Source organism: Streptomyces botrytidirepellens (assembly GCF_003721215.1).
Lineage (GTDB): Bacteria > Actinomycetota > Actinomycetes > Streptomycetales > Streptomycetaceae > Streptomyces > Streptomyces himastatinicus.
The window spans coordinates 1-13,689 of record NZ_RIBZ01000274.1; the positions used below are offsets into that span (position 1 = coordinate 1).

Here is a 13,689-nt window from a genome sequence, read left to right on the forward strand (position 1 = left end):
GACCCGCTGTACCTGCACGCCTGCACCGGCACCGACGACGAGCTGAGCAGCTTCCACCTCGCCCGCATCCACGACGCCAACACCGACCCCACCGTCCCGCCCGGCCGCCCCCACGGGCGGCAACAGGCTCACAGGTAGCCCGGCCGGGAACGGCACCACGAGGCCACGAGCAGGCAATACCCAAGACCGGTCGACCCGTCATACTCGCATCCTCGTGACCGAGCGACTCGGCTGTACCGCCCGCGAGCGGATCACCGAAGCTGCCCCGTTCCTGTCAGCTCTCCCATCCAGGAGAGCCAATCAGCCCCGCGGGCGAGCCGGACGCGGGCTACGCGGCATGACGGCTGCGAGCGAGCCCGCGTTCGTGGATCCCGTGCTGGGGGGCATGGCTTTCAGTGATGTTGGTGAGCACGAGTGTGATACGGGTTAGCCCCAAGCGCTCCAGCGATTTGGGTGTTTCTTCGACAAGCCGACAGGCTTTCACCCCGATGCGATGGTCAGGGTGGTGCAGTTCGAGTAGAGCGCCCTCATGATGCATCGGGTCGGCCCCGGAACTTAGGGTCCAGTACGGCAGTTCGTGAAGGTATGCCTTCCGCAAAGATTCGTTACGCAGAACCTCACGACGAATGCTTTGCAGTTCCGGGTCTTCACTGTTGCTGTCCAGCTTTGAAGCGAGCTGCGCCAGCAGGACCAGCTGCCAATTTGCATGGCCAGCCAAGATCGCCGGAGCTTCGGGATGGAAAAGTCCGAAGCGCAGGAAACTGCGACTAGGCATAGCCTGTCCGTGTGGACGGACTCCACTGAACAAGTCACGGTACGCCTTGTTCTCTATTTTCACATCGCCCCGGTGGTCAACAACGTATGTGGGGAGCGAAAGTGCGTCCATCATCGTGCGGTAGTCACCCAAGAACGCCGTGGTGCTTGGGTCTTCGGAGCGGCCCCTGAAGGCCGTGACCTGCTGGTTCGACTGGGGGGCCCGATCGACAGCAATCCGAAACAGCCGGTCGACCTGATAGGTCGTCATTTCAAGGGTCTCCGCCAAAGCATAAAGCTTCTGGTCGGTCCACTCCTTGACTCGCCCTCGTTCCCAGTTTCCATACGCGCGAGCACTTATATTCAACCGCTCGGCCACCACTTCTTGGCTGAGTCCAAGATATTCTCGCCTCCCTTTGAGGAAGTCCTGCAAGCGCTTACCTCGCATAGCGAAAGCGAACTCATCCATCCGTGCCCCTGCCGTCTCCGGCACAACTCCCCCTTGACTCGAATTCCTTTGACTCGGCCACTCCGGGCTACTGCCCCGGGAGCAGCGGAAGCAATCAGCTGGCTGGTCCAGCCTGTTGCATACGACCCTCGAATGCGGCTCAACGAATAGCTCGCCGCGGAAGGCCACCCTTCGTCAACTGCTGAAGCCCGCATTGTCGGCGTAATGAGGGGACGCCGAATCCGGGCAGGACGTGACACGAAGGGTGAGCCGACGGGCAAGATCCGTCCGGTCACGCACAGTTGATGACTACCCCATGGTGCGCAACCGCGCCAGTAACCGGCGGGACCGGCATGGTGATGCCGGTCGGGGCTTCGACATCGCTCCGACGCGCTGGCTTCGTCCTCTCGCACACCTCCTGAGCTGCGTCTTTGATGGGAAGCACGCGCAGCCCGCTCTGCGGCATGCTGGCCCGCGCCAGTGCTGGCGCTGGGCGAAATTGCTGCCGCGGACAGCGCCGCACAGAGACCTCATGCCGATGATTCAGACCCACTCGGGCCAGACGCCCGATCTGAAGCACGCAGACCTGGATCGGGCTGGTCACCAAGCGCAACGCCCGGACTGGAGACGCCCCGGAACCGGGCTTCGCAGGTGCCGTCGACACGGTGAACTCTCCGTGAGCGCCTAGGGCTGCGCCTCTCTGAGCACCATGAATGGGGAGAGCAACCCGCCTTGTGCCGACCGTCTTTGGGCCGTGAGGTTGGGTCACGAGCGAGACAGACTCGCGCGGCAGCATCAGCCCCAGCGCGCCGGCCGCCCTGCTGCGGGACGGATCGGCGGGATGGGTGGACCTTCGGGACGTTCTGCTTGAGCCCCCTGTCGAAGCTGCGATATGCGCTGACTGCCCACTTGGCGATGTTTTGTTCTGCGGCTGCCCTCGCAACTGCGCTGCGTGTCGCACCGTTTACCGAGACACAAGGTGCTGCTACATTCACTTATTGTTTGACCAACCAGCCCTGAAGGGTGGCTTGGGCTTCGGCGTTGACACTGAGCATGGGTAGCTCGGTGAGGGCGGGTTCTTGGTGACTCAGAGTCAGCGCAACGAGGCGGCCGGAAGGGGGATGCCGTGGCCGGAGGGGCGAAAGCACCTCGACAACCAGGAGCTGCACAGGACGGATGTCTGATGACCTGGCACAACGAAGGGCCGCAGCGTTCGGCTGAGCAGCACGGCATGAAACGGACGCTGGCAGTTCATGCCGCCCAGAGACCGATGTGCACCAGGCGAGCACGGCCTGCTCGGTTGCCTCGAGTGCCGCGCACAGGGTCACACACCTGGCCGGAGGAACGTTTCTTCCGAACCGGGAGACTCTCGTTGCTGGCCAGCGTCGGCCCGGCCCTGCCGCACCTCGGCGGTGGACCGCAGGCAGGCAAGCGGCATTATGTCAGGTGCACGCCATTTGACTGGGGTTCGCTCTACCTACCCCTCCTGGCTCACGGCTCTCCGCTCAAGGAGCTTGGGGCACGTGTGACAAGACACGGCCGGCCGACGTTTCTGGTGGCAAGGTGGAAGCGCGCGGGACCCAGCTGCCCGCGGTACCTGGAGACGGGCCGCGGGAACCGCGTCGGCCCCCCGATAACAGCGCGCTCGCAGACTCGCGGCGAAAGGTTTATATGAAGTCGGTGCTATTGGCCGGCGGGGACGACGCGCTCAATGACGGTATCGCTACGAGATTCCGGGGGCTGGGCAACAAGGTAGTTCATACGGGCGAAATGAGGGCGCCCCAAAACGGACTACTCGCAGTTCCCCCCGACGTACCTGTGGACGTGGATGTCGAAACGATCTTTGCGGAGATTGAGGCGAACAGAGGGCCGTTCGACGTCCTGATCATCAGCACTCAGCCCATCAACGAGGCACGCTATATGCGCATGCCCGAGTCTGACTTTTCCCATGTCGCCGAATCACACATAGCAAGAATCAGGAGGATCGCTGCCAAAGCGTCAATTCCGATGCGGCACGCCCAGGCGGGACGCATCATCTTGATCTCTCAAATGCCATCGCGACCGAACGAAGCAAACTGGTCAGTTTACGAAAAGGCGCTGACTGTGACTCATCGGTCATTGGTGCGCGCCCTCGCTCCATGCATCACGGTCAACGCCGTGAGACTTGGCCGCACTGCCGAATCGCCACCTGAGTCGTCCACGGGCTCAGCCCCGGAAAGCGTCCTTTCCGCGATACCGATGGGGCGCGTGGCTCGGCCAGACGACGTTGCCGCTGCGGTCACATTCTTCGCCTCTGATGCTGCCGAATACATTACTGGCGCTGAGATGCGAATAGACGGAGGCGCATTCGCGGTCGGGTGACTTCGTCTAGCTTAAACCGCAGATGCAGGCTGACTAGTCGACTCAATGCGAGAACAGAGCTACGGAGACCAGATCGCGGCCCAGGCGATCAAAATGCGAAGACGCGGACATGGAGCAGGGCAGTGAATGTCCACAGTTACCTAGTCAAACTGCGCGAAAACGCCGGCCTGACGCAGCTGCAGCTATCGAAGAGAACAGGCGCCAGCGAGCGCGCTATACGCAATTGGGAGCGGGGAATCCAGTCGCCGGAGTACGAGAAACTGGCGAAAATTGCCCGCGAGCTGTGCCATGACCCTCAGGAACATGATCTCTTGTTCACTCTGGCTGGTTTCCACGGCGCGCCCCCGGAGGTCTTCCCTAACGACGACGAGGAACTCAAGTCCTACCTGTCTGATTACGCAGAGGAAGTGATGGATTGCCGTCATCCAGCGTTCGTCCGGGATGCTGGGTGGAACGTGTTGGTCGCTAATCCGGCCTTCGGTAGATTTATCCTTTCCCTGACTGGTGAGCGGGAGGTCGAAGCCGTCGGATGGAATATCTTCGTTAATGTGGTTTTTAATCCGGTAGCACAGGATAGGCTGAGGCACTGGAACGAGCTGTGGCGGATACCGATGCTCTGCCAGCTCGCGTGCGAGCTCAGAGCGTCGCCCGGCCATTCACAGCTGCGTCGGTTGGAGGAGGCGGTGAATGCTGATCCCGACACCGGCGCGGTCTATCGAACCGTCTCGCGGGACATCCAACGCATCGAACACGCTGTCCATTTCGATGGCGCTCGCCTGCCACTAAATGCGGGTGAACTTCGTACTCTCAAGGTCAGGGTACGAAAGCCCCTAGCCTGGCAGCATCGGGGCCTTCGTGAGGTCCGCTGGACCGCTAGCGGCTGAGAGCCTGTCGCGGCGTATGTGTCTCAGGAGGGTATGTCGCTCGGCCGGGATACGGCATCGGCCCACAGGGCGTGCAGAGCCTTTCGGTCGACCTTGTTGGCCGGGGTGTGCGGGATACTGTCGATCACCATAATCGCTGCCGGGCGCTTATAGGCAGTGAGTTGCTCAGAGCACAGGTGATGCAGGTCGTCCAAATCAGGTTCACTGCCCGGCACTGGGACGATGAATGAAACAGGCAGCTCGCCCTTTCGGGCGTCCNTTCACTGCCCGGCACTGGGACGATGAATGAAACAGGCAGCTCGCCCTTTCGGGCGTCCGGCACGCCTATTGTGGCTGCCTGTTTCACATTCGAATGAGAGATCAGTACCCCGTCAATCTGGCTGGGGTAAACATTGAAGCCGCCGACAATGATCATTTCCTTGAGGCGGCCGACGATGTAAAGGTAGCCTTCCTCGTCGAGTTCTCCGAGGTCACCTGAACGCAGCCATCCGTCGACGAGTGTTTTCTGGGAATCCGGCTGGTTTCTGTATCCGATGAGCATGTGGGGGGCACGGAAATATATTTCTCCCACTTCGTTCGCTGGGAGCGGTTCGTGACTTTCGATTCCGTGGATTCGTATGTCCATCAGAGGTGCTGGACGCCCGACAGACCCTTCACGGGACGGATCAGGACAGGTGATTGGAGCGCCTTCGCTCGCTCCGTAGGCCTCGCATATGGGTACCCCTACTGTTTGCTTCCATTCATGATGCAGTTCGGTCGTAAAGGGTGAGCCGCCTCCCGGGCAGACCTGCAAGCTCGACAGATCAGTCGAGGCCAGGGTGCCGGTAGCGAGCAGGGCGCTGTAGATCGCCGCCGGGCCGCCTCCGAACACGCTCACCTTGTAGCGCTCCATCGATGCGATGACCTGGTCCGGCTGGAACCGGCCGGGGAAGGTGATCACGGTGGCCGCTCCGTAGACAGGGTTCAGGACCCCCATGAGCAGTCCCCAGATATGGGACATGGGCGCGACGGCTGCCCAGACATCTGCTTGGTCCGTGCTCGTGGGCCAGCAGTACTCCATGGCCTGGACGGTGAGCATCAAGGTGCGGTGTGTGTGGATCACGCCCTTGGGCACACCTGTGGTCCCGCCCGTGTACATCAGGGTCGCCAGGTCGTCCGGGTTGGGGCGATCCAGGCTCTGTGCGTCGAGAGACGGATCATTGATCCACTGTGTGAGATTGAGGTCCTCGTCCCCCAGAGCGACCACGGGCGCATGGCCGGCGTTAGAGGCGGCGGCAAGGACGTTGCCTGCTCCAGGCTGTGCGAGCACCAAAGCAGGATCGGCATCGGAGAGCAGTGGCGCGAGCTCGCTCGGCGTATAGCGCGGGTTGAGAAGGACGAGCTGAGCGCGTGCGGACAGCCCCGCCAGAATCGCCACGGCCATTTCCGGCCCGTTCGGCAGTACGAGTGCGACGCGATGGCCAGCCTTGCAGCCCAGCTGGTTCAGCTTGGCTGCGAGGCCGGCGACACACCTGCCGTATTGCCGGTAGGTCAGAGTTCGATCGCCATGTCTCAGGGCCAGGCGGTCGGGCGCTCCGGCCGCGGCGTCGCAGAAGGCGTCGACGACTGAGCCGTGGGCACGGCGGTCAAGTCGAACTGGCATTTCGCGGCCGCTCGGCAGCAATGACCTCTTGTCCTCTCGTGAGCTTGTCATGATCGGCACTGTACTGGCTGCGCCGCTGGGTGGCAGGAAGTTGCCTCGGCCGCGCGCGGGGGGTGGCAGGACATTGCCAAGGTGTCCACTAGTGGCCTCTCGTCCGGGGTTACCGTCAGACGGGATGGTGGTTAGGATCGCCTTATTGTTTGACCAACCATCTCTCCTGGAGGGGGCGTTGCCAAGCCTGAGGCGACCTCACAGAGCGCCACGACAGTTGACCTCCTGTGGTCTCAACGCCAACTCCGAAAGCGGGTGGAGACGCGACCGATCTTCGCGGGGATTCCTGCGCCAGCGGTTGCCACACCCTCACCGCAAGCCGACGGGGGGTCAAGTGCCCTGTCGGACAATGCCCATGACACAGGTTCCGGAACGGCTCGGCTTCCCCCCTCCACTGTGCCCGCCGCGGCACGTAGCACCCTGACCGCCAGCTGGGGTTCGTACGTCGCAGTTCCAGTCCCGACATGCATCAGTCGCTCCTCGGAAACCCATCGCCTGCTGAGGTCGCGTGTGGCGAAGGGGGGCACATACCGGGCCATCTAGCTGCGCCGGCCAAACGGCCAGCAAGGCGCGTAGGGCTTCAACGCAACGTCATCGAATGCCGCTGCGGTCCCCACGCCCACGAAAGGCCTCGTGCCGCGATTCATTTTCACGAGACAGGAGATTCCCTTGACTGATCTGCCGAGCGACCTGCGCGAAACGCTGGCACTGCCGGGCCTCAAGGACGGATGGATTGACCGGAACATATTCCATGACCCGAGAATTTACGATCTGGAATTAGAGCGAATATTCAAACGCTGCTGGCTTTTCCTGGCTCACACTTCCCAACTATCTGACCCGGGTTCATATATCACAACCTTGATGGGCCGCGACAACGTAATCGTCGTCCGTGACCAAGACGGACAAATACGCGCCTATCTCAACACCTGCCCTCACCGAGGAAATCTACTCGTCCGACCGGACCGCGGATCCAGCAACTCCTTCATATGCCCATATCACCGATGGACGTTCAGTCTTGACGGCAAGCTCATAAACATGCATGAGAAGGAGGCTTTCGAACGCAGCCCAGGGTTTGATGCCTCCCAGCTCGGACTGAGGCCGGTTGCACAGGTCGCCACGTACAAGGGCTTGGTCTTTGGGACACTCGACGAGGAAGCGCCCTCGCTGGACGAGTACTTCGGGGGGTTCACCTTTCTCTTGGACGCCCTTCTCGATAACGATCCTGGCGGAACAGAATTCCTTCCCGGGTCCGTGCGCTCCATTATCCACTGCAATTGGAAGGAGGGGCCACTGAACTTCGTATGCGACGCCCTGCATGCCCAGCCCACTCACGTATCCGGGTCCCGGGCCATGCTTCCACGACAAGTTCCGCGTCTCGGAGCGCCCGATGCCAAAAGCTATCAGGCCAGAGTCAATGGCCACGGGTGGGAGTGGAGCGAGGAGTACCCGCTCGGCAATGCAGCCACACTCAACGCACCGAGCGTCATGGAATACCTACGCCAGCGTCAAAAACAGTTCGAGCAACGCCTGGGCCTGGACCGCGCCAAGATGGTCGCTGCCCTCAGTTCCGCAAACGCCTTCCCACATGCCTCCTTCCTCCCAGGGGTCAATAGCATTCGCGTGTGGCAGCCTATGGGGCCTCATCGCACTCTGCTCCAAACCTTCGTTCTGGTCAACCGCAATGCACCAAAGGAGGTAAAGAGGGCATGGCGCACAGGCAATCAGCTTACCTTTAACGTTACTGGCACATTTGAACCGGATGATGTGGCCAACTGGGAAGGCGTGAACGTCTCACATAATGGTCCGGCCTCGCGGAGCCACCCACTCTACGGTGGCCTCGCAATGGGCACGCGCACCACCCACCCCGGCTTCCCCAAAGACCTCAATCTCGAGGTATCGGCCGGCCAGATCAGCGACGAGAACTTTCGAGGTTATCTCCAGCGGTACTCCGAGCTGATGCTATCTCCCACCTGGCCCCGCGCCGAGAACAGGCGATCTGCAGCACAAGCGCATGATCAGTCGTCAAGCGAAAAGGAGGGGCGCTGACATGTGCGAGAGCAAGCCCGGTCCAGATCTGATCGTCGAGATCGAGCAGTTCCTCTTCCGGGAAGCACGTCTACTCGATGAGGAAAGGTACCAGGAGTGGCTGGACTTGCTCAGCGAGGGCGACGGCTTTGAGTACTGGATGCCTGTCATCGAATCCCGTGACCGGCGGGATCCAGTCCCGGCCTACGAACGAGGTCGACTGGCCATCATCGAAACCGACGACAAGCGTGAACTGGCAGTGCGAGCAAAGGCACTCGAGGATCCTGCCAACCTGGCGCAGAACCCTCCCACACTCCACATGCACCTTGTTTGCAACGTGGAGGTGGAATGCACCGATGATCCCCATGCATTCCGTGTCCACTCCGTCGTCCTCTACTTCGCGGGCCGGTACCGGGGAAGTGAGGATGTGAGCTTTGCCCTGCACGCCCGCCGGGAGGACCTCCTGCGCCGCGGTCACGACGGACTGCTCCGCATCGCTCGCCGGACCATTCTCCTCAGGCACACCATCTTGCCGACCGGAGCCCTCACCACGTTCCTGTGACGTGGGGTGGACCGCCTGGCCCTCAGATCTCTCCCGTTACTGACACGCGACCGCCACCTCCCGATAATGTCCGCCAGGGCGGGAAGACCGTCACACGACCAGGACACCACCAGTAGCAGCCCCCGAGATGAGGACGGCGCCACCCGTGATCGCCGGAACACCACCGCAGCGGCCCCACAGGGCCGCAATATCGGTCGCCCTCGGACTGTGGGACGACCGTCCCCCCGAGGAAGCATTGGAGACCGCCCGCCTTGCTGACACCCTCGGGTTCGATGGCCTGTGGGTCGGCGAGCGGGAGACCTGGGACGCAAGCGTCCTTGCCACTGCCATCCTGTACTGCACCCGCAGGATCCCCCTGACTCTCGGGCCGCTTCCCTCTGCTGTACGCGACCCCGTCCTCATCGCCAGAGCAGCAGCCAGCGTGGCCCACTTGGCCAAAGGCCGCGAGGTGAGCATCGCGATCGGAGCTGGCAGCCCGGCCATGGTCTCCCAATGGCACGGTCGTGACCACCGGAGGCCAGCCGTCACGCTGAGGGAGTCCGCACAAGCTCTGCGGCAGCTCCTTGCTGGCAAACGTACCGATCTCTCGGGCGAGATGATCCATACTCATGGCTATCGCCTCATGCTGGACCCGCCGGTGTGTCCCTTGACCATCGCGGCGTTCGGACCCCGCGCTCTTCGGAGCGCCGCGGCCGAAGCTGATCGGGTCGTCTTCGCGCTGGTGACGGCACAGACAGCGGCCGAGCTGGCCGAGCAACTCGCCAGTGAAGCTGCTGCCATCCACCGTTCACGCCCTCGGGTCGCGGTCTGGGTTCCCGTCGCCGCAACGGCCGGTCCCGGTGTCGGCCGCCAGCAGAAGCAGGCGGCCGTGGAGCAGGTCCGGGGCCTTGTGGCCAGATACCTGGCGGCCCCGGGCTATGGGGAGATGTTCACCCGCGCCGGCTTCGGCGACGTCGTCGACTATGCCCGAAGCGATCCTCGTCCGCGTTTGCGGGAGCTCATCGAAGCCACGCCCACAGCGCTGGTGGAACAGATCGCTATTTTCGGGGATAGGGATGAAATCCGAGAGGGACTGCGCTCTTACATGGCGGCCGCTTTGCAGGGTGTGGCTGAACAGGATGCGTCTCACGCCGAGGTGGCGGTGCTTCCCTGCTCCACTTCGTATGATCCGGCGGGCGAGCACACGCTCGAAGTGCTGCGTGCGCTCCGGACGGCGGAGTGATGACTGCGTCGGTGTCCCACACCGAGGCGGCCTGCGGAAGGAGAGCTGCTCCAAGCTGGGGCCGCTCCATCCAGCAGGTGGCCGCCCTCGATACCCATGCCAGCCTCATACCTCAGGAAGCGTGCATACATGGCAAGGACTGCCAGGACGTCCCCTTCTGATGCATCCGAACCCGCCCCTGCTGAGGACGTGCGCCGTAGGATCTTGGACGGTGCGGCCGAGGTGTTTTTCCGTCATGGATTCGCCAAGGGTTCAACCCGGGAGATCGCAGCTCTCGCGGGGGTGAGCCAGGGCCTCGTCGCTCATTACTTCAAAAAGAGTGAGTTGATGGGCTCGATTGCCCGTCAAGTCTCCACGGATTTCATTGCGGCACTCGACAAGGCCCTCGCGGGAGATCGATCCCCCGAGGAACAACTAGCGAGGGTCGTCCACTCTTTTGTGGAGTCGATGGCTCTCAACCAGCATACGTTCAGGGTGTATTGGAAGGAAATCGAGTCAATTCCGAGCGATGACGCCCAGCAGGCTCGCGCTCTTGAGAAAGAGTACGTTGCTCGAGTGGCACACATAGTTGCGGCTGCTCAGAAACAGGGAGTTCTGCCCGCCGAGCATGATGCGTTGACGCTCACCGAAGGCATTTTGGGCATGCTGAGCTGGACTCATTGGTGGTACCGGCCTGATCGGCACACCCCGCAGCAGGTTTCGGCAGCATATCGTGATCTCATTGGCCTTGGTGTCGTGCCTTTTGGGCGCCCTCCCGCGCAATCACCTGAACTATCCCCCGGGAACCGGCGGCTGGTCGACAGCGCCACACACGTCTTCACTCACCGCGGATTCGACGCGACTACCATCGAGGAAATCGCCGCTCATGCGGGTGAAGATGCCCCGCGTGCAGCCGACCCCCTTGAGAAGGAGCGCCTGCTGGGCATGATCGCCCAGCAGGTCTCTGCCGAGTTCGTACATGCCCTCGACCAAGGACTCGGCAGTGTTCGTGAGCAGTTGACACAGATCATCGAGTCCTTTCTCCAGTCCATGCACGTCAACCAGAACACGTTCGCGGTGTATTGGAGGGAATACAATTCGATACCTGCAGAGGATGCCAGGGAGGCCCGGGCACGTGAGCGGTCTTTCGTGGTTCGTACTATCGGCGTCGTTGCGGCCGCCCAGGAAGAGGGGCTCCTCCCCCGCCAGCATGACCCGTTGATCTTGGCGGAGGCGATCCTGGGCATGCTGAGCTGGACTCATTGGTGGTACCGGTCTCACCGTCATGACCCGCAGGAGATCGCCGCGGCATTTTCCAGTCTCATCCGAATCGACGATGCCCGTAATCGCCTTGGCAGGCCCATCCTGTCAGGTTCGCGCCCTGAGACGGTACCGAGCCAACACGCCGTTCCCCCGGAGCAGCAAGCAGAGCGCACCTGCGCTCAAATCCTGCCTGCGAAATACGACTCTGATGCCCTTGCCCAAGCCGTTCTGAGTGTTGAGTACCGACCCAGCTTGCACACCTCGCAGCAGCTCGCCTCCGCGGTCCGTGACCTCGTAGACCCCGGAAGTCCACGCAACTGGTACCCCGCCACGACGACGCCCGAATGGTCAGGCAAACGCCGCAGCATTCTGGACAGCGCGGCTATCGTGTTTTTTGAACGAGGGTACGACGCCGGCACGACGAAAGACATCGCCATCCGCGAGGGAGTGAGTCAGAGCCTAGTATCCCAGTACTTTAAGAAGGACAAAATGATGGGCGCGATCGCCCAGCGAATGTCCGTCGAGTTCACTGTAGCGCTCGACAAATCACTTGGCTCCGTGCATCAGCAACTAGCACAGGTCATTGAAGCGTTTACTGAAGTCGTACACGCACATGAGAAGGAACTTGCTGTCTACTGGGCGGAGTTTCTTTCACTACCGTCCGGATCTTCCCAGCTGGCCCACGCCCGCGAGCGGCTGTTCATCAACCGGGCGAGCAATATCGTTGCGGCGGCGCAGGGGCAGGGAATCCTTCCTTCAGAGCACGAACCAGGCGTGCTGACCGAAGGCATCCTGCGGATGGCTTACTGGCTCCACTGTGTACACCGAGCCTGCGAGACCACCCCCCGAGAGACGGCCTACGCCATCTGCAGTCTCATTGGGGTCAAAACTGCGTGAAGCCCCGACTCGGGCAGTGGGGGTGCCGGAGCAGGCCGAACGGGAGCTCGCCGAAGGCCTCGCCCTCGGCCAGTGGAGCGGGCCGTTCTTCCGTGCCTTGCTGCGCGAGGTGCCGCCAGCCGTACAGTCCGGTCGGCTCATCGATGTGCTTGCCCCTGCCACCGAGGTTCTGGACCAGGCCGATGTCGACGAAAACGTCGTGCGCCAGTTGCGCGTCTTGATCGACGCGATCACTCCGGATATCTGATCCATCGACCTGCGCGACACCGGCTCGCTCGACGAAGCCGAGTACGAGCGACAGGTCCGCGCGATGGACCTTGGTGGGTGACCGCCGCCGGGTCATGGCCGGTGCACTGATGCGCGTCCCCATGACGGGGCGGGCCCCACCCGTGGCGGTCGCACCACTGGGCGAGTCGGACTTGCGCAGCTGCCTGGAGCCGCCCGGATGGCATGTCTGACGCGGGCGGGGAATCGGCCAGGGCCAGGCGCGGGGGGCATCTTCCGGCCGTCGTACTGGGTCTGGACTCTCCCGGACTGTTCCCCGTGGAGGGACACTGGAGGATCAGGGCGAAGCCGACTGTTCGGGAGGTGGCGTGCCGCGGGACCAGCGTCTGGTGCAGACGGCGGTGATCGGCAGTACGGAGTCGGAGATCCCCGTCGTGCTGCCCATGCAGGCCGGTGAAGTGACGGCGTTCCGCCGCGCGCACGCGACGGACAGCTTCTGGTGCGGGAGGTGGCTGGGCGGGTGCGGGGGCCGCCTGATAATCAAGACGTATCAGGACCGGATCTGCCACTTCGCCCACCTGTCCGAGCCCGGGCGGGGCCCGTGCCGCCGGGCTTCGCTGGGAATGGACAGCGCCGACCACCTCTACATCAAGCAGCAGATCCTCGCCTGGCTCGCCGGGCAGTCCATCACCGCGCGCGCCAGCATCCCCCAGGACGCCGAACGGCCCGGCGCCGAGGTACTCTTCGAGCCGGACAGGCACGGATGCCTGCGGGTTCTCCTCGGCGCGCAGGCCGCACCGTCCACGGCCGCAGACAGCACGCAGCTGGTGCTCGGCCCGCATATTCCGCACAATCCGTACCGGCTGACCGTCGACGGGTATGTGCTGCGCATCCGCTGCGACACCGACGGCATCGGCCGCCGCGTCATGATCGGCACCCAGACGCACGAGGGCACGCAGTGGTTCGGCCTGGACGAATGCCGCCTCGCGCCCTGGGGGCTGTCCACCCCGGCCGTTGAGGAGGTGCGCCGACTGCGCGGCACCGTCCGCCCCCTTGGCGTCCTTGCGCCCCGTACCGAGTTGGCCGGGCCCACGGCCGTGGCCCGGCCTGTGGCCACTCCGCAGGCGCACGACGACCGCGTCGCGGCGCTCGCTGCCCTGCAGAAGGCAATCGAGGCAGACCGGTCAGTGAGCGAACTGCGCCACCACCTCACTCACGCCGAGGCCGCCGTGAACGGCGGCGCCAGCGCGGCCGAGAACGAGCTGCTGCGCCGCGCCACCGACCTGCTGCTGCGCAAAGAACGCGGCGTAGGCGTCAGCCCACCACCCGCCCCCGCCCGGCGGCGCGGCCGACTGTCACGGCCCGAGCACCGGCCGG

Annotated in this window: 10 protein-coding genes and 1 pseudogene; 8 read left to right on the forward strand and 3 right to left on the reverse strand. The window is 63.1% G+C overall.

Features of this window, described 5'->3' with window-relative positions; all coding sequences use genetic code 11:
- Nucleotides 1-328: 328 nt before the first annotated feature.
- The gene (locus EEJ42_RS22460) at nucleotides 329-1,222 is read right to left on the reverse strand and encodes a helix-turn-helix domain-containing protein (RefSeq protein ID WP_123102239.1); all 894 of its coding nucleotides are present in this window, start codon (nucleotides 1,220-1,222) and stop codon (nucleotides 329-331) included.
- A 1,749-nt stretch (nucleotides 1,223-2,971) separates the two neighbouring features.
- Here EEJ42_RS22460 and EEJ42_RS22465 point away from each other — a divergent pair.
- Together EEJ42_RS22465 and EEJ42_RS22470 are read left to right on the forward strand one after the other, a co-directional pair.
- The gene (locus EEJ42_RS22465) at nucleotides 2,972-3,562 is read left to right on the forward strand and encodes an SDR family oxidoreductase (protein ID WP_281291486.1); all 591 of its coding nucleotides are present in this window, start codon (nucleotides 2,972-2,974) and stop codon (nucleotides 3,560-3,562) included.
- A 122-nt stretch (nucleotides 3,563-3,684) separates the two neighbouring features.
- Nucleotides 3,685-4,446 (forward strand): helix-turn-helix domain-containing protein, encoded by a 762-nt coding sequence (locus EEJ42_RS22470; RefSeq protein WP_184503210.1) that lies wholly within the window; start codon nucleotides 3,685-3,687, stop codon nucleotides 4,444-4,446.
- 23 nt (nucleotides 4,447-4,469) lie between these two features.
- On the opposite strand, the gene EEJ42_RS54710 is transcribed toward EEJ42_RS22470, so the two are convergent.
- Complete coding sequence (locus tag EEJ42_RS54710) at nucleotides 4,470-4,661, reverse strand: hypothetical protein (RefSeq protein ID WP_425472942.1); 192 nt, start codon at nucleotides 4,659-4,661, stop codon at nucleotides 4,470-4,472.
- Nucleotides 4,571-6,139: a class I adenylate-forming enzyme family protein gene (locus EEJ42_RS22480; RefSeq protein ID WP_123102247.1), complete on the reverse strand. Its 1,569-nt coding sequence runs from the start codon at nucleotides 6,137-6,139 to the stop codon at nucleotides 4,571-4,573. Before EEJ42_RS22480 ends, EEJ42_RS54710 begins: the two co-directional genes overlap by 91 nt.
- A gap of 669 nt (nucleotides 6,140-6,808) precedes the next feature.
- Between EEJ42_RS22480 and EEJ42_RS22485 the strand changes: the two genes are divergently transcribed.
- The 6 genes and pseudogenes from EEJ42_RS22485 to EEJ42_RS22510 all read left to right on the forward strand — a co-directional run.
- Complete coding sequence (locus tag EEJ42_RS22485) at nucleotides 6,809-8,185, forward strand: aromatic ring-hydroxylating oxygenase subunit alpha (protein WP_123102257.1); 1,377 nt, start codon at nucleotides 6,809-6,811, stop codon at nucleotides 8,183-8,185.
- A gap of 1 nt (nucleotide 8,186) precedes the next feature.
- A complete protein-coding gene (locus EEJ42_RS22490) occupies nucleotides 8,187-8,726 on the forward strand; it encodes an aromatic-ring-hydroxylating dioxygenase subunit beta (RefSeq protein ID WP_123102249.1) in 540 nt (179 codons plus the stop codon).
- A gap of 127 nt (nucleotides 8,727-8,853) precedes the next feature.
- On the forward strand, nucleotides 8,854-9,948 hold the full coding sequence (locus EEJ42_RS22495) for an LLM class F420-dependent oxidoreductase (RefSeq protein WP_123102251.1): 1,095 nt from the start codon (nucleotides 8,854-8,856) through the stop codon (nucleotides 9,946-9,948).
- A 204-nt stretch (nucleotides 9,949-10,152) separates the two neighbouring features.
- On the forward strand, nucleotides 10,153-12,087 hold the full coding sequence (locus EEJ42_RS22500; RefSeq protein WP_184503211.1) for a TetR-type transcription factor C-terminal domain-containing protein: 1,935 nt from the start codon (nucleotides 10,153-10,155) through the stop codon (nucleotides 12,085-12,087).
- 22 nt (nucleotides 12,088-12,109) lie between these two features.
- Nucleotides 12,110-12,334, forward strand: coding sequence for a hypothetical protein (locus tag EEJ42_RS22505; RefSeq protein WP_148082009.1), 225 nt, complete (start codon nucleotides 12,110-12,112; stop codon nucleotides 12,332-12,334).
- Between the two features lie 346 nt (nucleotides 12,335-12,680).
- Nucleotides 12,681-13,689: pseudogene (locus tag EEJ42_RS22510) on the forward strand (competence protein CoiA family protein); the annotation flags it as partial.

Coding starts and splice junctions, on each gene's coding strand:
- EEJ42_RS22460 (WP_123102239.1), bottom strand. CDS start 1,222: ATGGATGAGTTCGCTTTCGCTATGCGAGGTAAGCGCTTGCAGGACTTC.
- EEJ42_RS22465 (WP_281291486.1), top strand. CDS start 2,972: ATGAGGGCGCCCCAAAACGGACTACTCGCAGTTCCCCCCGACGTACCT.
- EEJ42_RS22490 (WP_123102249.1), top strand. CDS start 8,187: ATGTGCGAGAGCAAGCCCGGTCCAGATCTGATCGTCGAGATCGAGCAG.
- EEJ42_RS22495 (WP_123102251.1), top strand. CDS start 8,854: ATGAGGACGGCGCCACCCGTGATCGCCGGAACACCACCGCAGCGGCCC.